Genomic DNA, 21311 nt, shown 5'->3' on the forward strand with positions numbered 1-21311 from the left:
TTCAAACCTTTTTCTTCTGTTGTATCCACCGCAAGAGGGGTGCTGCTATTTGCGCCAGCAATACGAGAACGATGCAGCTAAAGAGGACTGCACTGATCGGGCGGGTGATGAAGGTCGAAAGATCCCCGTCCGACAACATCAGTGATCTTCGGAAATTCTCCTCCATCATCGGACCAAGGACGAGGCCAAGAACCAGAGGCGCCACCGGGAAGTGCAGCAGGCGCAGGATATAGCCCAGAAACCCGAAAGCCAGAAGCTGGTAGATGTCGAAGACGGAATAGCGGATTGAATAGGTGCCAATCACCACAAGAACAAGGATTGCCGGGTAAAGAAGGCGGTAGGGAATACGCAGCATCGCAACCCAAAGCCCGATCATGGGTATGTTGAAGATCAGCAGGATCAGGTTCCCCAGCCAGAAGCTGGCGATAAGCCCCCAAAACATTTCGGGTGTATTGCTAAGCATCTGCGGTCCTGGTGTGACCCCGTGCACGATCATTGCGCCCAGAAGCAGGGCCATCACAGCATCACCGGGCACGCCCAGCGTCAGTGTCGGAATAAAGGCTGTCTGCGCTGCGGAGTTGTTCGCAGCCTCGGGACCTGCCACCCCTTCGACGATACCCTGACCAATGCGGGCGCGATTGCGGGCCATCTTCTTTTCCGTTGCGTAAGAAAAGAACGACGCGATCGTCGATCCGGTGCCCGGCAGGGTGCCAAAGAAAGACCCGATGGCCGAGCCGCGCCAGATTGCCGGCCAGCTGTCGCTCAGTTCTTTGCGTGTCGGGATCATTGATCGCAGCGAGATCTTGCCCGTGGGCCGCCTGCGTTCTGCACGCCCTATATTCGCCAGAATTTCGGACAGGCCGAACAAACCCATGGCCGATGCAACAAGGCTGATGCCGTCCATCAGTTCAAACTGCCCATAGACGAACCGCATGGTCCCCGAGGTTGTGTCCAGCCCGACGATCCCCAGCAGAACCCCCAAAGTCACCATGGCAAGGCCGCGCACCGCAGACCCTTCGGAAAGGGTAGAAGCCGCGACAAGGCCAAGCGACATCAGCAGGAAATATTCCTGACTGCCGAAGCGCAATGCAAAAGCTGCCAGCGCGGGTGCGAAACCCGACATCAGCAAGATGCCGATGCTTCCGCCAATGAAGGATGCAACCGCCGAAATGAACAAGGCCGCGCCTGCACGACCGTTTTTCGTCATCTCATAGCCGTCTATGCAGACCACCGCCGAAGAGGCGGTTCCCGGCAGGCGCAAGAGGATCGACGCGACCGACCCCCCATATTGGGCGCCATAATAGATACCCGCCAACATGATCAGCGCGTCGGTTGGCGCAATGTAATAAGTCAGCGGCAGTAACATCGAGATTGCTGCCAGCGGACCTACGCCGGGCAACACGCCTATAAACATGCCGATGGAGACGCCGACAAAGCAGAACATCAGCGTTTCCCACGAAAGGGCCACCTGAAATCCGAGCATAAGGTTGTCGATCATGGAAGCACCCAAGGCGGCATCATCCGCAACTGCAAATCAAGCGCGAAAACGAAGATACCCCAGATCAGGCCCACGACAGTCACAACCAGCAGCGCGATTTCGCGCAGCGTCCGGCCGGTTTCAGCCAATGCCGACACCGTGACCAGCACCGCGATAGAGATGGCACCGCCCAGCAAGGGGTAGAACACACCAAAAAGGATGATGGCCCCCAACAGATAGATCACCGGGCGCAACAGGCCGGGCGCGACCCGCTGATCGGGGTTTTGCCAACCTTCGATCAACAGCATCAGCCCGAAAAGAAGGAACAACCCGCCGAGCAATGCAGGAAAATAGCCCGGTCCCATGGCGTCCGCAGTGCCCAGACGCAGGCCGGATACCTGGATGAAGGTTACAGCGGCGACGGCGAACATCAACACGGCACCAAGGCCGCTGCGCGATGTCAGTGCTGCGAATATCTTATTGTGCATGACGGCTCCTGTCTGTTCAACGTCCGTGAAAGACCGGTGCCCGCTTGTTGCGGAATGCCTCCAGCGCGTCGGCGGCGTCTTGGCTGTTCATGACAGTGTCGACCTTGCGCGTGACGTCAAACAAGGTCTGGATGGGTGTGTCGCCCACAGCATCCAGACTCATGCGTTTCAGCATCTCGACAACCAGTGGTGCGTTATCTGCAATCCGTCGCGCCAGTTTTCGCGCCTCGTCAACATGCGTGCCCGGGGCAACAAGACGGTTCGCCATCCCGCATTCATGGGCACGCTGCGCGGAAATAGGATCCCCGAGCAGCATCATCTCCTGCACGACCCGCAGCGGTCCGCGCTTGACCAGCGCCGATACCGCACCCTTGGCAACCCCTATCTTGGCTTCGGGATAGATCAGCTCTGCATCCACCGTCAGAACGATGAAATCACACATCATTGCCAAGACCATCCCTGCCCCGATTGCCTTGCCGCTAATCGCTGCAATGATTGGCTTGTCGCAACGAAATCCGAATTCGGGCACTGCATGCCAAAACAACTCTGGCGGGTCGTTCAGATCCGCCCCGGCGCTGAAAACCTTGTCATCGCAGGCCTTCAGGATGGCGACGCGCGCATCGCCGCCGTCAAACCTGTCCCAGCACTGGCGCAAATCCGCGAACATCTGGCCAGTCATCGCGTTGCGTTTCTCAGGGCGACAGATGGTGATCTCTGCGATCCCGTCAGCCTCTTCATACAGGATATTCTCAAAGTTCATTCGGCAACCTTTGGAAGAACCGGGAAAAGACCGCCTGCGGATGCAGGCGGTCAGGTCGACAGGGACTCTCAGTCGATGGAGATGCCAGCGGCGTCACGGATTTGGATGAAAACTTCGAAGTCGGATTCCACGGCTTCGTCCGTTTGTGCCGGATTGCGATAGGCCGGAAGCAGACCCATCTGAAGGACTCGCGCCTGATAGGCTTCGCTTTCCACCATCGCCTCAAGTGCGGCGCTCATCTTCGCAACAGCGTCGGAATCTGTGCCCGCTGGCGCAAAAACGCCGAACCAGCCACTCAGCGACATTTCATAGCCTTGTTCCTTGGTTGTGGGAACGTCAGGGTAGGCAGGGTGGCGCGCGTCAGAAATCACCGCAATAACGTTCATATCCGGATTGTCGATTTGTTGTGTCACAGCAGGGTCGACCATGAATTCGATTTCACCGGACAGAATGGCCGTCACGGCGTTGTTGGACCCCTGATAGGGGATGTGTCTGGCTTCGGCCCCTGCTTCATCCAGAAAATAGTTTGTCGAGAACTGGCCCATGGAGCCAACGCCCGCCGAGCCGTATTTGGCATTATTGTCTTTCAGATAGTCCACGAAGCTATCAAGGTCAGACACACCAAGACCCGCATTCACGCCGACGAAGACCAGTGAATCGGCCGTTGTGGCAATCCCGTCGAAGCTGTTTACCGGATCGTAGGTTACTGCCGGATTGATGATAGGTTGCACCACATTGGTGGCGTTGTTGCCGAAAAAAATCGTATAGCCGTCATTCGGTGCGCCAGCGGCCAGCGTGGCCCCGACGACGCCGCCAGCGCCCGGTTTATTGTCGATAACGACAGGCTGGCCGATGGATTCTGATATCGCCTCTGCTGCGAGGCGCGCGAGAATATCGGTCGTCCCGCCGGGGTTGTAAGGAACGATCATTGTGACAGGCTTTGACGGCCAGTCTTGTGCAAATGCACTGCCCGTCATCAGCGACATACCTGCAATTGCAAGACCGAATGTTCTGGAAATCATGGTGTATCCTCCCGTTACCAATACGCGGCGTGACTGGGCCGCATGTCCTCCGGGTAAATGCTAGCATGGAGATTTATGTTTCTCAATGAATTGTTTTGTTCTAATATACAGAACAATAATCGAATCGATGATGCAAAACTGAACGTGGCGAAGGCAGGTGAAATGGATACTACACTGTTGAAAGGGCTAAATATTCTTGAAGTAATCGTCGCTGGGGGCGAACCAGCGAGTGTATCTGAGCTTGCGCGCAAGCTTGACCTACCAAAAAGCAATGTGCATCGCACAGTCGCATCATTACGCGAGGCAGACTATTTGCGCTTCGATCCCGATTCGCGGCGATATTTTCCATCACTCAAGCTGGCACAAATGGGAACGCGGGTCGCTGCCAGCTTTCCGTTCCGAATGGCGGTCCTGCCATTCCTGCAAGCTCTTGTCCGGGAAACCAGCGAAAGTGCGCATTTCGCTTTGCTGGATGGCAGCAGCGTCGTATTTCTTGCAAATGCCTTGCCGTCGGTCGCCGTAGCCTCGGTTATTCCCGACAACCTGGCACTGCGATGGGATGACAGCGCACTTGGCATTGCGCTTGTTTCCGCATTGGCGGAAGACGCCCGTGCGGCACTGCTTGCGTCGTCCGGTGCATCGGACAAGACAGTGCAACAGGTCGCACGCGCCAGTATCGATGGATATGCCTTGATCCGACGTCATGAAACGCGGCGCATCTTTGAACTGGCCGCGCCGGTCCTTTCCGAATGGAATACTGTCATTGGTGCAATCGGCATCACAGGACCGGCTATGCGGTTCTCCGAAGATCGCCTTCCAAATCAGCTTGAAGCGACGCTGGCTGCTGCTGCTTCCGTTTTTCACCAGGACGCAGTAGAGTTTACCAAGGTATCTCAAACGAATACAGAACGCACATGATCAAGTCGGTGGACAAAGCGCTGCGCCTATTGGAAATTCTGTCGCAATCGGATCGCCCGATGCGGCTGCGCGACATTGCGGAGGCATCGGAGTTGACACGCTCCAACGCCTTCCGGATGCTTCAGACATTGCGCGATCTTGACTATGTCCAGCAGACGGGCGACGGATCACATTATGACCTCACGCTCAAAATCTTCGAGATTGGCGCGCGCAAGGTTGCGTCGAACTCTCTCGTCTCTGTCGCGCATCCGGTCCTTCAGGCCTTGTCCGAACGAGTCTCGGAAAATGTTATGCTCAGCGTGCGCGAAGGCTTGACCAGCGTTGTCATAGACCGCATCGAAAGCCGTGCTTTCGTGCGGACTTTCGCATATCTGGGTGCACGCGCACCACTCCATGCGGTGTCGGGGGGCAAGGTGCTTCTGGCCTTCGCACCAGAGGAGATCATCGCGGACATGACGCAGAACCTCGTCAGGTTCACGGACAGGACGATCACCGACCCCGATCGCCTTGCGCAGGAGATTGCGACGATCCGCGCGCAAGGCCATGCGACCGCGTTCCACGAAATCAACGAAGCCGCGCGCGGCGTGGCGGTGCCGATCCGGTCGCTGCATGGGGATGTTGTCGCGGCACTTAGTATTTCCGGACCGATGGAGGAATTGAGCGATGCGCTGATCGTGCGGTTTGTGGCCGAATTGCATGACCACACCGCGCAGATCGAGCGTGCCTGGTCTGGCGTCAATCAAGGTGTCGGCGTCTCAAGCGTTCCCCGCCCGTCCAGCGCATAGGCGCCGGTTTCGGTAATCCGGAACGGGTTCACCTCGAAATCGCGCAGCTGTTCGCCCAGATCCGGACCAAGCCAAGACAGCCGCGCGATTGCTTCACAGGCCGCGTTGATTGCCAGCGGTGCCTGTCCGCGCGCCCCTGACAGAAGTGGCCATAGGCGAAGGCTTTCCAGCATCATTCGTACATCTTCCGGTGTGACCGGCGCGCGACGCTGAACCACATCGTGCAAAAGCTCCACATGGATGCCACCTGCGCCCAGCACAAGCTGCGGCCCGTATCCCGGTTCATTCGTCATCCCGACGATCAGCTCGATCCCGGGTGCAATCATTTGCTGCACATCAATCTGCGTTTGTGCACCGCTTGCGGCGTGTCCGATGGCCTGCGCGACTTCGGCAAATGCCGCGTGCAGCGCCTGTTCCGTCTTGATCCCGACTTTGACAAGGCCCAGATCGCTTTTGTGCACAACATCCGGCACCACGCCTTTCAGGACCACAGGATACCCGCAATCCTTTGCTGCGACGGTTGCTTCTTCGACTGTTGTTGTCAGTTTTGCGACCGGAACGGAAACACCGTAGGCTGACAGAAGCACCTTGGCCTGAGGTTCTGTCAGGAAGCCGCTTGCTGTCACCTGTGGCGTGTCCAGATCGGCAGGGCGCGCGGGGTCGCGCTGGCGTATAGCCGATGCCCCCGCCAGATCATCGCGGTAAACCTGAAGCACACGATACAGATCATCGGTGCGTGTCACGAATGGTATGCCCGCTTCCAGTGCGCGGTCCCTTAGTTCATCCCCGAAACGGGACAAATTCAAGACCAGCACGAACGGCTTTTCCTGCCGTTGCCAGATACCGATTGCGTGGTCCAGCGTTTGCATCATCATGGGCTGCGGGGTCATGACATACGCGGTAACGCCGGTTGACGTATCCTGATGCACCGCGTTAATCGCCCGCTCGAAGATACCGAATTCGAGACCGCCTTTGTGCCCGCCCAAATCCAGCGGGTTGTTCTGGTGCGATGCGGGATAGTCTTGCTTCAGTCTTTGTCGTGTGTCATCGGAAAAGACGTCTGCGCGCAAGTCGCGCATTGCAAGCTGGTCGGCCATAATCGCCGCGCCGCCACCCGAAGCGCAGATGATACCCACGTTGGCACAAGCAGGTCGCGGGTTGGCAGACATGACACCTGCGCACAAGATCATGGCGTCCGGGTCGTCCAGCAGGACCACGCCAACCTCTAGGCAAAGCGTTTCAAATGCGGAAAACGAACCTGCAAGGCTTGCCGTGTGCGATTTCGCCAGATGCGAGCCAGCCTCTGTTCGTCCTGCCTTTACCGCCAGAACCGATTTTCCCGCAGCCCGCGCTTTCAGGCACAGTTCACGAAAGCGCGCGGGCGATTTCAGACCTTCGATATAGAGGCAAATGACCCGCGTTTTTTTTTCGTCGATGAAAGCTTCGAGGAAGTCGCAAAGTTCCAGATCGGCTTGGTTCCCGATGCTGACCATGCCCGACAGACCGACGCCGTGATCATGCGCTTGCAAGAACAGGGTTCCCATCATCGCACCGCTTTGGCTGATGAAGGCTACGCCCCCTTTGCGCAATGTTGCCGCATGGCGCAGCGTCGGCGTCGAGGACAGGGCAATGTTCGCCTGTGGCACAATCATACCCATGCAGTTTGGCCCAACAAGCCGCATCTTATGGTGCCGCGCAATCGCGACTATCCTTTCCTCCAGTGCGGCACCTTCCGCACTGAATTCGCCCAGTTGCGCAGTAATAATGACACAGACGCCCACCCCCGCCGTGCCGCAAGCTTCGACGGTTTCTTCAAGAAGGGTCGCCGGAACGGCCACCAGCGCCATATCCGACGGCTCCGGCAAGTCCGTTATGGATTTGTAGCAGGTCAGACCCAGCAAACTCTCTCGTTTGGGATTGATGGGATAAATTTTTCCGCCGAATCCGTGATCAATCAAGTGATGCAGGATGCGCCCGCCGAACTTTGCATAATCCGCCGAGGCACCGATCAGGGCGATGGATTTCGGAGAAATTACGCGGCTCATTGCAATGGTGTTTGTTCGTTTGGTCAAGATTGCCTCCCAAATGTTCCGTATATCAGAACGCAAATGCGTATTTTGATACATCTCACTTCATTTGGGCACTTGAGTCAAGAAGCCTGCAATGCAAGCGACATCATAGCCAGCTATTGCGGAATCCTTTATTTGTTCTGTAATTTGAAACATGTATGATAATTGAGAAGTGTACTAACCAATGCAATCATTCGGAAAAACGGCTTCGCAGATTTGCGGCAGGCCGTTCTGTGGCAGGGGTGCTTAGAAACATCGTATGCAAAGTCGCGCTTGGGGGACGCCGTGCCGGAAGCTAAAACAATAGGGTGTCTACCGACTTTCGCGGATGATGTTTTCATTGAGGCGATGTGCACATGTATGGATATCCCCGTTCGCGCAAAATGTGTGTGATCGGGATCACCGCCCAGCCGCGCCGCCGGGATAAGCCCCAAGATACGAAACGGGTCCAGAATCCGCTATCCAATCCAGAAACCGGCATGCCTCCACGGGTTCTCATCGCCCAGACGAAACCAGTGGGCACAACGAGGATCTGGCGGACCTCCATCGACTGGCAGATGGGCCAGCGAACATTTCGGGATTGAAACGAGCCGGATCGCGTGGTTACAGCGCCGCCAGCCTGTTCCACTCCGCACGATCAGCGCGTCGGTCGAGTGCAGGCGGCGACAGCAACGCCGACACACATAGCTTCAGCACAGTGCAGAAATATTAAGGAATTCCATCTGAAGGATCCTTGCTGTGCCAGTATTCGAATTGAACGCTAATTCCGAGATGCGCCATGGCTTTGTTCAAACCTTGGAGCACAGCGCTACGCGCGCGCCTGATTTTACATCGCCGCCAATGAGTTCGGCCAGCGAATGCCCGGTTCCTTTGCGAAAGCTTCCACCTTGGCGCGGGCCTTTGCGCTTTGCCGGTGTTTATAGGCGGTGATCGTCTTGGCGATGTTCCCTGTGCAATTTGCGCAGCCCCGAAAGCAACAGCGCCCCGCAACTTCCTGACGGGTGGACACGCGAGATCGCGGGTATCGGTGATCCGCAGTCTTTGGCGCCAACACGGGTATAGGCTTCATCCAACTATCAATTCAGGCTTGCGCGGCTAACATGACGCCCCGCCAGCAGGTCCGTCATATCCTGATAGGACAACGGGTAGCAAAAACACATCCGCACGGCCTTCAAGACGATCATTGCAGGAAACCGGTGGCGTTTGAACGGCTGTGTGCTTGACATATGCAAGGTCCTTTCACGACCTAATGTCAAACAGCAAGCAGTTAACGCAACAGCCCCATCTGAAACCTACGGCCGTGCAGGCAAAGTCCGGACCGTGCGCCGTGCACGCCAGCGGTCAAAATCGCGCTGCGATGTTTCCAGCAGTTCGGCATTCAGGATTCGCATGGCGATTGCACGGTTCAACGCCCGCACCCGTTTGTTGAACCCCGTCCCGCCCGCTGTGTCGCCAGTTTCATCATCCAGAACGCCAAGTTTTTCATATAGCGACAACAAGCGGTTCTGCACTGTTCGCAATGACATGCCGCGGCGTTCAGCGATACTGCGGTCTTGCAGCCCAAGCGCAAGGTCCAGAAGCACGGCATATTCGCTGTCATCCAATGCATTGCGGGGCAATGTGGTGCGACGCTGGAAGCGGTGGATTTCGCGGTCAACCATGATCTGCCCCTCGATCAGAACGGCGCGCAACGCAAGTTTCAACCGTTCGCGTGTCGCGGTTTTCAGGACATAACCATAGGCGCTGTCTTCGGGCACGATCTGGCTGATGCCGCGCAAATATGCCTCATCCGAATAGTTGGACCAGAACAGGATGCGGGTGTCGGGCCGTTCGGACCAGATGGTGCGCGCAGCCTCTATCCCGTTCTGCTTGTCCATCTGCAAATCCATCACCACGGCTTCTATCCGTCCCGCGCGGGCCTCTGTGGTGCCGGCAAGCCCGTCGACGGCGTGCAGTGTCTCGGTGACTTCGGGCAATGCCTCGGCCAGCGTATCCTGAAGATAGGACGCATGGAACTGGTCATCTTCGACAATCAGAACCTTCATGTGCGGCCCTCCTTTCCGGCCCCGCGCAGCGTCACCACGACACATGTGCCCGCGTTCTCCAGTATTTCAAGATCGGCATCGATCAGGCGGGCACGGGTGCGCATATGCGACAGGCCCGACTGCCTGCTGGCCGTGGTGGCCGAAAAACCGCAGCCATTATCTTGAACTGTCAGGCGCAGCCGTCCGGTCGGGTCATGGTCGATCATGACGCCAATGCGCGTTGCACCGGAATGGCGCGCGGTGTTGTTGATCGCCTCTTGCGTGATGCGAAACAGCGCGGTGCGCGTGGTTGTGTCCAGCCGGTCGGGGGTGTTGCCCGTCCGGTCGTCCACGTCAACCACGACCGGCGCATGCCCCGTGGCACGTTCCAGATGGACGCGAACCGCATGGGCAAAGCCGAATAATTCCACAAGTGTCGGAACCGCCGTGTCGATGATCCGGCGCAGGTCATCAATGCAGTGGCCAAGGCGTTCTGCCAGCACCTGCCGGTCCGGTGTCGCCGTGTCTGCGGTCAGATCGCGCAACAAGCGCGTCAGGTCGGCCAGCGTCTGGTCGTGCAGGTCCATGCCGATGCGCTGGCGTTCGCGTTCCAGTTCCTGCGTCAGGTCCAGCGCGCCTTTCCGCAAACCTTCTTCGCGTGCCTGCGCTTCGGCCCGGGCGCGCGCCACCTGTTGTGCCTTTTCCGACGCGTGCAGGGCATGAAAATAGGGTGCCAGCATATCCGCCAGATGGCGCGCCCGCGTCACGGTTGCCCCGTCATAAAGGCCGCGCGCATTATGTGAGATATTCAGCGTGCCGATCACCCTGCCCATAACCTTCATTGGCACATTGACCCGCGACCGCAGGTCATGGCGGAAAATCGGCTCGCATCGCGCCCCTGCAAAAGTATAGCGCGGATCTTGGGTGGCGTCCGCAGTCAGCATCGCGTCACACCGCGCGGTCAGAAGATCACGGACAGGCGAATTCTGAACACGGGTGCGCTTGCGCGACCAGCTTGTGGTGATGCCAACCTCATAGCTGACTGTCCAGCCGGGCGAGTCGTTGAGGCAGATATCAGCATGCGTGAACGGGATCAGTGATGCGATTTCGTCTGCGACCGCCGCCAGCGCGGAGGGGATTTCGGTTTCGCCCGCCAGATGGCCTGAAATACGCATGAAGACATCATGTCCGGCCAGTGCCAGCGGGGCTGATGCGGTGGACACAGGCTTCCTCCATGACTTGGCTGCGCTTACCCGCAAGCATATAGCCATGTATTGCAGAAAGAAATAACCGAATCCGCACCTGATATGCGGGAACCCGCAACAGATATGCGGCTTCCTGTCTTTACAGACCCGACAGGCCCCCATAGCCTTTTCCCACGCTCGGTATGTCCGGGTCACGACAGGGAGGAGCATGCTGGCAATCTGCTGCATGCGAAGGGAGGAAACATGAGGAATACCACACTTCTGGGTGCGGCAACGCTTGCCATGATGGCGACCGTTGCCCCGGTGCACGCCGACACCAGTGACAAGCGCATTGCGCTGTCCAACAACTATGCGGGCAATTCCTGGCGTCAGGCAATGCTGGAATCCTGGTCCGAAATCGCTGGCGCAGCGGCGCAGGACGGTGTTGTGGCGGCAGCTGATGCGTTCACCACATCCGAAAATCAGGCCACCGAACAGGCGGCGCAGATCCAGAACCTGATTTTGCAGGGGTATGATGCCATCGTGCTGAATGCCGCGTCGCCAACCGCGCTGAACGGCGCTGTGGCCGAGGCGTGCAATGCGGGCCTTGTCGTCGTCAGCTTTGATGGCATTGTCACCGAACCCTGCGCATGGCGTATCGCGGTTGATTTTCAACAAATGGGCCGCGAGCAGGTGGACTATCTGGCCAGCCGACTGCCTGATGGCGGCAACCTGCTGGAAATACGCGGTCTTGCCGGTGTGTTCGTCGATGACGAGATTTCGGCAGGCATTCACGAAGGTGTCGCGCAGCATAGCCAGTTCAACATCGCAGGCGCGGTTCATGGCGACTGGGCGCAGGAAGTGGCGCAGCGCGCTGTTTCAGGCATTCTGCCTTCGCTGCCCGACATTGTCGGTGTTGTGACACAGGGCGGCGATGGCTACGGGGCCGCACAGGCAATTCGCGCGGCGGGCCGTGACATGCCGATCATTGTGCTGGGCAATCGTCAGGACGAAATGCAGTGGTGGGCGGACCAGCGTGATGCCAACGGCTATGAAACGCTGTCGCTGTCAATTGCACCCGGTGTTGCCACGCTGGCGTTCTGGGTGGCGCAACAGATCCTTGACGGGCAGGACGTGCCCAAGGACCTGACCGTGCCGTTCCTGAAAATTACGCAAGACACACTGGATGATGCCTTGGCGCAAACGCCTGCGGGTTCGGTGGCCAATGTCACCTACTCGCTTGACGATGCGCGCGCTGTGATCGCCGAGGCGGACTGACACGACATGACCGCAGTAGCGCAAGAGTCTGCGCCGATTGTTGCCCTGACCGATGCGGCCAAATCTTTTGGCGCGGTCAGGGCGCTTGACGGTGTCAGCCTGTCGATCAGACCGGGGGAGTGCCTCGGGCTTGTGGGGCATAACGGCGCGGGGAAATCCACGCTTGTCAATGTTGTGAACGGGGGTCTGCGCCCCACATCGGGCTGTGTCGATTTTCCGGCATCCGGCGCGGATACGGCGCTGGTCGCCGGGGTGCGGTCGGTGTTTCAGGAACTATCATTATGTCCTAACCTGACGGTTGCCGAGAACCTGCGTATTTCGCATTCGGGCCTGCGCGGGCCGGGCTGGCGGCGTGCTGCGCGGGCCGAGATTGCGCGCACGCTTGATACAGTCTTTCCCGGTCATGGAATTGACACCGAAACAACAGTCGAGGAGTTGGGCATTGCCGAACGGCAGATGGTTGAAATCGCCATCGGGTTTGCCCCGCGCGGGCAGGATGTCCGGCTGGTAATCCTTGATGAACCGACATCGTCGCTGGATGCGGCGATTGCAGACCAGTTGGTTGCCTATGTCCGCCAGTTTTGTGCGCAGGGCGGGGCAGTCATTTTCATTTCACACATGCTGGGCGAGGTGTTCGCCGTTGCATCGCGCATTCTGGTCATGCGCGACGGCAAGGTGGTGGCCGACCGCCCTGTTGCGGAATTTACGCGGCAGGGGCTGGTCGATGCGATGGGTCATGTCGCCGACGCCGCCGCCGTTGCCGCCGTTGCGCGCGATTTCGGGCCTGAAGTGGTGCGCACCGATGACGGGCTGGCCGCCCGCAAGGGCGAAGTCGTGGGCCTGTCGGGGCTGGCAGGTCACGGGCAGGCGCGCGCACTTGCGCACCTGTATCTGGGCACGACATCGGCATGGCGTGCGCGTCGCGACCCAAAGATGGTTTTTGTCGCCGGTGACCGCACCCGCGATGGTATTTTGCCGCTGTGGTCGATCCTGCGCAACATATCCATCGGCGTCTTGCAGCAGTTTTCACGGCGCGGGCTGGTTGACCATTCGGCAGAAACCGCACTTGCCGAGGACTGGAAACACCGCATTGGCATTCGCACCGGTGATCTGGCCAATAACATATTGTCGTTGTCGGGGGGCAATCAGCAAAAGGTGCTGTTTGCGCGTGCATTGGCATCGACTGCGCCAGTGGTTGTGATGGACGATCCGATGCGCGGGGTCGATGTGGGAACCAAACAAGGGGTCTATGCGATGATCCGCGCCGAGGCCGCCAAGGGCCGCACCTTTTTGTGGTATTCGACCGAAACCGACGAGGTTTGCCAGTGTGACCGTGTCTTTGTGTTCCGCAACGGCCAGATTTCGGCGGAGCTGACCGGCGATGCGATCACCGAAGAAGGTATCCTTCGCGCCTCGTTTGAAATGCAGGACGGTTGAGCATGCGCAGATTATTCTCAAAGTATCGCATTTTGCTTCCGGTTGTGTCGCTGGCGCTGCTGTTGGTGGCAACCTTCTATATGCAGCCCCGCACCATGAGCTATTTCGGGGTGAACCTGCTGTTCAATCTGGCCGTGCCCATCGCACTGGCGACGGTTGCCCAGATGTGCATCATGATGGTCGAAGATATTGATCTTTCGGTGGGGGCCTTTGTCAGTCTGGCCGCTTGTGTCACGGCAACGCTGCTGAACGATCAACCGGCGCTGGGGGTGGCGGTGCTGGCATGTCTGGTCGCGGCCTATGCGGTGATGGGTGCGGTGATCCACCGGCTGGAACTGCCTGCAATCGTTGTGACGCTGGGCATGTCGTTTGTCTGGGGTGGGCTGGCATTGTTCATCCTGCCCACGCCGGGCGGGGCAAGCCCGGGCTGGTTGCGCAGTATGATGACATCGACCCCGCCCATGGTGCCGATGGCTGTTGTGGCGTCGGTCGTGATTGCCACCGTGGCGCATCTGCTGGTGATCCGGTCCGGCATCGGCACTGTGCTGCGCGGCGTGGGCGGCAATGCGCGTTCGGTTGCGCGCGCGGGCTGGCCGGTGATCCGGCTGAAGGCGCTGGCCTATGGTCTGGCGGGACTGTTCGGCGTTCTTGCGGGCATGGCGCTGGTCGGGCTGACAACTTCGGCTGATGCCAATATTGCGCTGCGTTATACGCTTTTGTCCATCGCAGGCGTCATCCTTGGCGGGGGCGAATTTACCGGCGGCAAGGTCAGTCCGGTGGGCGCAGTGATTGGCGCATTGACACTGACGCTGGCGGCATCCTTCCTTAGCTTTTTGCGCCTGTCGCCCGACTGGCAGATAGGCGCGCAGGGCGCAATCCTGATCATTGTGCTGATGGCACGGCTGCTGTTCACGCGCCGCAACGCGCGCGACGGATAGGGGGGCACATGACAACGCTTATTTCACGCCCCTGGATCTGGTCATGGCTTGCCGCCGGTGGCGCATTCATGCTGACGATGCTGCTGACCGAAGGGCGCGGCGCGGGCGAGCTTGCTTATGCCGCGCTGTCGTTCGGGGCCTTTGCCGCCATTGTCGGGCTGGGCCAGATGATGGTGATCACGCTGGGTCCGGGCAATGTTGATCTGTCGATCCCTGCTGTGATGACGCTGTCGGGCACGCTTGCGCTAAAGGCCATGGGGTCTGTTCCGGGCCTTGAGCTTTGGGGTCTGGGTGTCGCGGTCGCGGTCGGGCTGGGGGCGGGCGGGGCCAATTTCGCACTGATCTATCTGCTGCGTCTGCCGCCCATTATCGCCACGCTGGCTGCATCGCTGGTGTATCAGTCCGTTGCGATCTGGTCGAACCGGGGGCTGCGCGTCCGCCCGCCCGAAGCGCTTGCCGATTTCGCCACGGGCCGCGCCTTGGGCATTCCTAATGTCGCACTGGTCGGGCTGGTGCTGGCGGTCGTGGTCTGGGTGGTGCTGGAAGGCAGCATCTGGGGGCGCTGGCTGCTGGCATCGGGGCAGAACATGCGCGCAGCGCGGCTGGCCGGTGTTCCGGTGCAGCTGGTGCGCGCCGTCACTTACCTTACTGTTTCGGTTCTGGCGGCAGTGGCGGGCTATCTGCTGGCCAGCTTTTCAGGTGGCGCATCACTGAATATGGGGCAGGAATATCTGTTGATGTCCATCGCGGTGGTGGTCATCGGGGGCACATCGATTGCCGGGGGCAATTCCAATGTTCCCGGTGTCTGGGGGGGCGCGCTGTTCATGTTCCTTGTTGTGTCGATGCTGAATTCCTATGGCTTCGGCGCGGGCGTGCGGCTGGTTCTGACTGGCTCTATCATCATCGGCATTGTCATTGTTGCCAGCACGCGGAGGGCGCGCCCATGATCTCGACACCGCCGCATCTGGAAATCCATGACAATGCCTTTGCTTCGCTTGTCCACCCCATGTCGCAACTGGAACGGATTGCCACCGGTTTCACCTGGGTTGAAGGGCCGGTCTGGTTTGGTGATCACGGCTGCCTGTTGTTTTCCGACATCCCGTCCCAGCGGATACTGCGCTGGTCGCCCGATGGGGTGGCACTGTTCCGGCAGGGGTCGGGGTTCAACAATGGCAACACGCGCGACCGGCAGGGGCGGCTGGTCGGCTGTCGCCACGGGCCCCGCGATGTTGCCCGCACCGAGCATGATGGCAGCCTGACCGTGCTGGCATCCGCGTATCAGGGGCGGCGGCTGAATTCGCCCAATGATGTGGTTGTCAGTTCGGACGGCGCAGTGTGGTTCACCGATCCGACCTATGGAATCGATTCCAATTTTGAGGGGCGGCGCTGCGATCCCGAACAGGACGCGCGGCATGTGTTCCGCATTGATCCCGAAACCGGCATCACCGCGCCGGTTGTGTCGGATTTTGTGCAGCCGAACGGGCTGTGTTTTTCGCCCGACGAAACCCGCCTTTATATTGCCGAAAGCGGGTCGAGCCATGATGACAGCGTGGCATCCGTGATCCGCCAGTTTGATGTCGCTGGCAGCACGCTGACTGATGCAGGCGTTTTTGCCCATATTGACCACGGCCTGCCCGATGGCATCCGCACCGATGAAGCGGGAAACCTGTGGTCATCGGCAGCAGACGGTGTGCATTGCTTCGCGCCCGATGGCCGCCTTCTGGGCAAGATACTGGTGCCAGAGGTGGTGGCGAACCTGTGTTTCGGCGGGCCTGACGGTCACCGGCTGTTCATTACCGCAACAACATCGGTTTATTGCATATTCGTGGACATAAAGGGCGCCGAACCCTGGACACAGGGCGCAGGGCCCATGTGACGGCCGCCGCGCGGACCTAATGCCACGGGGCAGGTTTCGTGTGTATTGTCACAGGGGTGATACTGAAATCATGGCAGGGCGGGCCACTGACGCTGCCTTCATATCTGTATCAGGATTGAAAATGGCGAACACAAACATCTTTTAGCAGTATGTTAACGGATACGCTGGCCGTCCGCGGCGAAGATGCGCAAATACCGCGTGTCAACGCGAAGCGGTGTGCGATGACCCGCAGGCAATTTCAGACCGCGCGGCGCTTCCAGCGTGCAGGCAAGACCGTTGCCGGTTGTGCCGTAGCAATAGGAACTACCGCCCAGATATTCAGTGAATTCCACATCGAAAACAAGCGCGTGCGGATCAGCCCCGTTGTCCCCTATTTCAAAATGCTCCGGACGCACGCCAAGCGTAATTTTCGTACCGATGGCGGGCGGTTGGGTCAGGGGGGGCGCCGCGATCCTGCTGTCCCCCACTGCGATCTGACCATTTTCCGCCATCACGGCGGGAAAGAAATTCATCGCGGGCGACCCTATGAAGCCAGCCACAAAGGCATTATCGGGGTCTTCATAAAGATCAGCAGGCGCGCCGATTTGTTCCACTTTGCCGGCGCGCAGAACGACAATCTTGTCGGCCAGCGTCATGGCTTCTGTCTGGTCATGGGTTACATAGATCATGGTGATCCCCAGTTCCCGGTGCAGGCGCGTGATTTCAAGGCGCATGCCGACGCGAAGTTCGGCATCCAGATTGGACAGCGGCTCGTCAAACAGGAACACATCGGGGTTGCGCACGATGGCGCGCCCAATGGCCACGCGCTGGCGCTGACCGCCCGAAAGCTGGCCGGGTTTGCGGTCCAGATAGTCTGTCAGCTTCAGCACGGCGGCTGCATCACTGACCTTTTGTGCAATTTCGGCCTTGGGCCATCCGGCTGCTTTCAGTCCGAAGCCCATATTCTGCGCCACGCTCATATGTGGATAAAGCGCGTAGGTCTGAAACACCATCGCGATGCCCCGGTCGGATGGGTCTTTTTCGGTCACGTCCTCATTGCCGATGAACACATCCCCTGCTGTTACATCTTCCAGCCCCGCAATAAGGCGCAGCAAGGTTGATTTTCCGCACCCCGACGGGCCGACAAAGACAACAAATTCGCCCGGTGCGATCTGAAGGTTGATGTCACGAAGAACTTCCACTGCGCCGAAGGATTTGTGCAGCCGTTTCAGGGTGACTCCAGCGGCGCGACCTGCGCTGACTTTTGGCATTTTCATGGCATTCATCCTTCCCGTCGTATCCAGGTCAGCATGGCACCCGGTGCGCGATTGTCCCACAGATAATAGGGAATTGCCGTCAGCGTTGCAGGGGACCGCGCGGGTGGTGCGCTGTCATACAACGCCTGAGACACAGTCCCTTCGCGTAAGACTGACGCGCCCAGCCGGACAATTCCGCCCAGATCGCCGGAGGGTTCGGCGGTCAGGGGTGCGTCATCGGCAAGGATCAGGCTGTTCAGGTCGGGGCCATTATCTGCCTCTTCAATGCAATAGGCAAAAGGTCCGTGCATAAGCGCGACGCGCCCCTGATTCATGGTCACACGCGGATGGGCGAAAACCCTGCGCGGCGACAGATCAAGTGTCAGCACAACCTGATCCCCCGCCTGCCATCTTCGCTGTATGCGGATATACCCTGCGCGTGGCGCGGTTGCTGCGGGGTCGCCATTGACCGTAACTGTGGCCGTCCTTGCCCAGCCGGGTATGCGCAGCGACAGCGCGAAATCAAGCGGGCGGTCCGTCTGCATGCTGATCAGAATGGTGCCGTCATTGGGATAGTCTGTCACCTGCTCCAGCGTCACATTGCCCCCGGCCAGCGCGATTTCGGCGCGGCTGGAATTATATAGATGCACCGCGATTTCACTGTCTGAAACACCGTAGAAATATGACCCGATCGATGCCACCAGTCGCGAGATATTGGGCGGGCAGCAGGGGCAGCGGTGCCATGTCCAGCGGTGATGATCGCCCAGACTTTCCAGCGGGTTGTCGTAGAAGAATTTGGTCCCGTCCAGTGACAGGCCAGACAGCGCATTGTTGTAAAGTGCCTGTTCCATGATGTCGGCAAACCGCCCGTCCGGCCCGCGCCCCAGCATGCGGCTGGCCCAGAAGACCAGCGCGACTGCGGCACAGGTTTCGGCATAGGCGGTGGCATTCGGCAGGTCATAATCGAAGGTCAGCCCTTCATTCTGCGCCGAGGGGCCAAACCCGCCATGGATATACAGGTTGCGATCCACCAGATGCGACCACAGTTTTTCCAGCGGTTCGGTCAGTGTGTCATCGCCAAATTCAGTCGCGACATCTGCCATACCCGCATAAAGATAGGCCGCGCGCACCGCATGGCCCACCACCCGGTCCTGTTCGCGCACGGGCTTGTGGGCCTGACAATATTCCAGCGTGCCGAAATAAAACCCGCCTTCCCCCTCGCCGCGCGCCTGCGCTTCGTGCTCGAAATAGTTGGGCGACTGGCCGCGCTGATCGACAAAAAATTTCGCCAGATCAAGATAGCGTTGGTCGCCGGTGACCCGACCCAGTTTCACCAGGGCCAGTTCCAGTTCCGGGTGACCGGGATAGCCCTTGCGCTGCCCGTCACCGGGGCCGAAGACCTGCGCGATATGGTCGGCGTAGCGGCACATGATATCCAGAAACCGGCGCTTGCCCGTCGCATGGAAATAGGCGACCGCCCCTTCAATCAGATGGCCTGCATTATACAATTCATGCCGGTCGCGCAGGTTGGTCCAGCGCTGGCCCGGTTCGATGCGGATATACCAGGAATTCAGATAGCCATCTTCCATCTGCAACCGGCCATAGGCGTCGATCACCTGATCCACCATTGCTTCCAGTTCGGGGTCGGGGCAGTGGTTCAGCGCATAGGCGGCGGTTTCAATGGATTTGCCGAAATCGCTGTCCCAGAACATCTGGGTGGTAACAGTATTGCCATGCTGAAAGGGGATAACCAGACCGGGGTTCGGACGGTCTGGATCCACCTGATCAAGCATCCGTGCCTCGATACAGCGATCAAACAGCGTGCGCGCGGTGACAGCGCATATGGTGTTGATCCGCGGGCCGAAGAAGCCGCCGACATGGACCTTGTCAACCGACAGGGGCCGGAATTTTGCGTGGGCGGTGGGGGTATGTTCGTTCATGGGAAACCTTTTGGAAAACAGCTGCTCACTTCACCGCGCCAGCCGTCAGGCCACGGATGTAGGAGCGTTGGAGGATAAGAAAAAGGACAAGACAGGGGATCATCATGACCGTCACGCCCGCCTGCACCGCGCCCCAGTCAACAGCGCCGTAGCGCCCGTAGCGCACCGCCGTCATCAGCACCGGCAGGGTGAACTTGTCCTGATCCGACAGCAGCACAAGGGCGGCCAGAAATTCGTTCCACGCATTCAGGAAGGCAAACAGGCCAGACGTTACCATGCCCGGAACCACCAGTGGCACCATCACCTGCCACAGCAGGCGCATGCCCTTGATGCCATCCATACGGGCCGCTTCCTCGATTTCCTTGGGCACTGCGTCAAAGGCGTTCTTCATCATGAAGACAGAAAAGGGCAGTTGTAGTGTGGTATAGACAAGGATCAGCCCAAGATGCGAGTTTTGCAGCCCCATCCGCGCCAGCAACAAAAACAGCGGCGTCAGGATCGACTGAAACGGGATCATGATCGTGGACAGGATCAGCACAAAAGCCAGCGGTTTAAGCGGGAAGCGGTAGCGCGAAAACCCGTAGCCTGCCAACAAGGCCACAGCGATGGTCAGCACGGCTGTGCCAATCGCGACAATCGCTGAATTGGCGGTGTAATGCAGGATCGACTGTCCGAAATTTTCCAGCCGGACATAATTGTCCAGCGTGAAATTATCGGTGGGCCATGGTGGCAGGGGCGGGCGCAGCGACATTGCCGTGGGCCGGAAACTGGCCATTGCAACCCAGAAGATGGGCGCAAGGAAGATCAGCGCGACCAGCACCGCCGTTACATGGAACACGATGCGGTGTCCCTTGATGCGCCCGCCGCGCGCGGTCGGCGCAGGGGTATAGGGGGCGGCCATGGTCATTATTTGTCCCCCTTGTCGCGCAGCAACCAAAGCTGGATCGCCGACAACACCATCAGGATGATCAGCAACACCACCGACAGCGCCGAGCCATAGCCCAGCCGGAAGGACACGAAGCTTTCATTGAAAATCTTGTAAACCGCCGTGATGGTTTGATTGCGCGGACCGCCATTCAGGATGATATAGAACTGGTCAAAAGCCAGCATTGACCCCGACACACACAGGATCAGTGCAAGGGCAAAAGGCTGGCGCACCAGCGGCATGGTGATCCAGCGGAAACGCTGAAACCAGCTTGCCCCATCAATGCGCGCGGCTTCCTGATAGTCAGAAGGGATAGATTGCAGCCCGCTCATCAGGATGACCATGTAGAACCCGGCCATTTTCCACACGACCATGATCGTCACCGACCAGAAGGCCAAATCGAACCGTGCCAGCAGATTGACCCGCCCTTCGGTTATGCCCAGCATTTGTACCAGCGGTGAAAACAGGCCCGCATCTACATTGGCCAGCCATGCCCATAGCAGGGATGCGGATGCAAACCCCGTAACCACCGGCAGGAAATAGGCGGTGCGATACATGGTGATCGCGCGCCCCTCGGACTGGACCATCAGCGCCAGCGCCATGGCGACACCCATCAACCCGATGGTCGCAACGATGGTATAGATTACGGTAAAGCGCATGGCGTTCCAGAAACTGGTGTCCCCCCAAAGCCGCGTGTAGTTTGCAGTGCCAATCCAGCGCGGATTGCCCAGCAGCGGCCAGTCATGCAGCGACATCCACATAGTCATGCCCAAAGGCACCAGAAAGAACACTGCCACCAGCCCCAGCGCGGGCAGCACATAAACCAGCCCTTGCCAGTCGGTGCGGCGCGGCGCGCGCGGCGTGGGTGGGGCATCCGGGCTCGGATCGGGCACAGTGTTGGACATCACGGGGGATACTCCGGCAGGAAGGGTGGCGGGCCGGGGTGGCCCGCCAG

General features: G+C 59.1%; 19 protein-coding genes. 7 read left to right on the top strand and 12 right to left on the bottom strand.

What is annotated here, in order from left to right:
• Window position 1 precedes the first annotated feature (1 nt).
• The 4 genes from P8S53_RS19240 to P8S53_RS19255 all read right to left on the bottom strand — a co-directional run bounded on the left by P8S53_RS19240 (window position 2) and on the right by P8S53_RS19255 (window position 3747).
• The gene (locus tag P8S53_RS19240; protein WP_277806929.1) at window positions 2-1498 is read right to left on the bottom strand and encodes a tripartite tricarboxylate transporter permease; all 1497 of its coding nucleotides are present in this window, start codon (window positions 1496-1498) and stop codon (window positions 2-4) included.
• Window positions 1495-1965, bottom strand: coding sequence for a tripartite tricarboxylate transporter TctB family protein (locus tag P8S53_RS19245; protein ID WP_277806930.1), 471 nt, complete (start codon window positions 1963-1965; stop codon window positions 1495-1497). The genes P8S53_RS19240 and P8S53_RS19245 overlap by 4 nt, the downstream gene beginning before the upstream one ends.
• Before the next feature lie 16 nt (window positions 1966-1981).
• The gene (locus P8S53_RS19250; protein WP_277806931.1) at window positions 1982-2725 is read right to left on the bottom strand and encodes an enoyl-CoA hydratase/isomerase family protein; all 744 of its coding nucleotides are present in this window, start codon (window positions 2723-2725) and stop codon (window positions 1982-1984) included.
• Between the two features lie 68 nt (window positions 2726-2793).
• Complete coding sequence (locus tag P8S53_RS19255; protein ID WP_277806932.1) at window positions 2794-3747, bottom strand: tripartite tricarboxylate transporter substrate binding protein; 954 nt, start codon at window positions 3745-3747, stop codon at window positions 2794-2796.
• A gap of 75 nt (window positions 3748-3822) precedes the next feature.
• Between P8S53_RS19255 and P8S53_RS19260 the strand changes: the two genes are divergently transcribed.
• A complete protein-coding gene (locus P8S53_RS19260; RefSeq protein WP_277806933.1) occupies window positions 3823-4665 on the top strand; it encodes an IclR family transcriptional regulator in 843 nt (280 codons plus the stop codon).
• A complete protein-coding gene (locus P8S53_RS19265; RefSeq protein ID WP_277806934.1) occupies window positions 4662-5450 on the top strand; it encodes an IclR family transcriptional regulator in 789 nt (262 codons plus the stop codon). Before P8S53_RS19260 ends, P8S53_RS19265 begins: the two co-directional genes overlap by 4 nt.
• On the opposite strand, the gene P8S53_RS19270 is transcribed toward P8S53_RS19265, so the two are convergent.
• The 4 genes from P8S53_RS19270 to P8S53_RS19285 form a co-directional block, all read right to left on the bottom strand.
• Window positions 5405-7522, bottom strand: coding sequence for an acetate--CoA ligase family protein (locus P8S53_RS19270; RefSeq protein ID WP_277806935.1), 2118 nt, complete (start codon window positions 7520-7522; stop codon window positions 5405-5407). The two genes, P8S53_RS19265 and P8S53_RS19270, sit on opposite strands and share 46 nt — an antisense overlap.
• Window positions 7523-8595: 1073 nt before the next feature.
• Window positions 8596-8745: a hypothetical protein gene (locus tag P8S53_RS19275; protein ID WP_277806936.1), complete on the bottom strand. Its 150-nt coding sequence runs from the start codon at window positions 8743-8745 to the stop codon at window positions 8596-8598.
• A gap of 66 nt (window positions 8746-8811) precedes the next feature.
• Window positions 8812-9564, bottom strand: a complete 753-nt coding sequence (locus P8S53_RS19280; RefSeq protein ID WP_277806937.1) for a response regulator transcription factor — start codon at window positions 9562-9564, stop codon at window positions 8812-8814.
• Window positions 9561-10766, bottom strand: a complete 1206-nt coding sequence (locus P8S53_RS19285) for a GAF domain-containing sensor histidine kinase (protein WP_277806938.1) — start codon at window positions 10764-10766, stop codon at window positions 9561-9563. Before P8S53_RS19285 ends, P8S53_RS19280 begins: the two co-directional genes overlap by 4 nt.
• 225 nt (window positions 10767-10991) lie before the next feature.
• On the opposite strand from P8S53_RS19285, the gene P8S53_RS19290 reads away from it, so the two are divergent.
• Genes P8S53_RS19290 through P8S53_RS19310 form a run of 5 tightly spaced genes read left to right on the top strand, consistent with a single transcriptional unit; the run spans window position 10992 to window position 16256 of the window.
• Window positions 10992-12005, top strand: a complete 1014-nt coding sequence (locus P8S53_RS19290) for an ABC transporter substrate-binding protein (RefSeq protein ID WP_373418538.1) — start codon at window positions 10992-10994, stop codon at window positions 12003-12005.
• 6 nt (window positions 12006-12011) lie between these two features.
• A complete protein-coding gene (locus P8S53_RS19295; RefSeq protein ID WP_277806939.1) occupies window positions 12012-13442 on the top strand; it encodes a sugar ABC transporter ATP-binding protein in 1431 nt (476 codons plus the stop codon).
• Between the two features lie 2 nt (window positions 13443-13444).
• Complete coding sequence (locus tag P8S53_RS19300; protein ID WP_277806940.1) at window positions 13445-14380, top strand: ABC transporter permease; 936 nt, start codon at window positions 13445-13447, stop codon at window positions 14378-14380.
• A gap of 8 nt (window positions 14381-14388) precedes the next feature.
• Complete coding sequence (locus tag P8S53_RS19305) at window positions 14389-15327, top strand: ABC transporter permease (protein WP_277806941.1); 939 nt, start codon at window positions 14389-14391, stop codon at window positions 15325-15327.
• A complete protein-coding gene (locus tag P8S53_RS19310) occupies window positions 15324-16256 on the top strand; it encodes an SMP-30/gluconolactonase/LRE family protein (protein ID WP_277806942.1) in 933 nt (310 codons plus the stop codon). The genes P8S53_RS19305 and P8S53_RS19310 overlap by 4 nt, the downstream gene beginning before the upstream one ends.
• A gap of 152 nt (window positions 16257-16408) precedes the next feature.
• Here P8S53_RS19310 and P8S53_RS19315 read toward each other — a convergent pair whose 3' ends face one another.
• Genes P8S53_RS19315 through P8S53_RS19330 form a run of 4 tightly spaced genes read right to left on the bottom strand, consistent with a single transcriptional unit; the run spans window position 16409 to window position 21261 of the window.
• Window positions 16409-17512 (bottom strand): ABC transporter ATP-binding protein, encoded by a 1104-nt coding sequence (locus tag P8S53_RS19315; protein ID WP_373418539.1) that lies wholly within the window; start codon window positions 17510-17512, stop codon window positions 16409-16411.
• Window positions 17513-17517: 5 nt separating this feature from the next.
• Entirely contained in the window at window positions 17518-19431 is a 1914-nt protein-coding gene (locus tag P8S53_RS19320) for a glycoside hydrolase family 127 protein (RefSeq protein ID WP_277806943.1), read from the bottom strand.
• Window positions 19432-19456: 25 nt separating this feature from the next.
• Complete coding sequence (locus P8S53_RS19325; protein ID WP_277807276.1) at window positions 19457-20332, bottom strand: carbohydrate ABC transporter permease; 876 nt, start codon at window positions 20330-20332, stop codon at window positions 19457-19459.
• A gap of 5 nt (window positions 20333-20337) precedes the next feature.
• A complete protein-coding gene (locus tag P8S53_RS19330) occupies window positions 20338-21261 on the bottom strand; it encodes a carbohydrate ABC transporter permease (protein WP_277806944.1) in 924 nt (307 codons plus the stop codon).
• Window positions 21262-21311: the final 50 nt, after the last annotated feature.

The organism is Roseinatronobacter sp. S2, assembly GCF_029581395.1.
Classification (GTDB): Bacteria; Pseudomonadota; Alphaproteobacteria; order Rhodobacterales; family Rhodobacteraceae; genus Roseinatronobacter.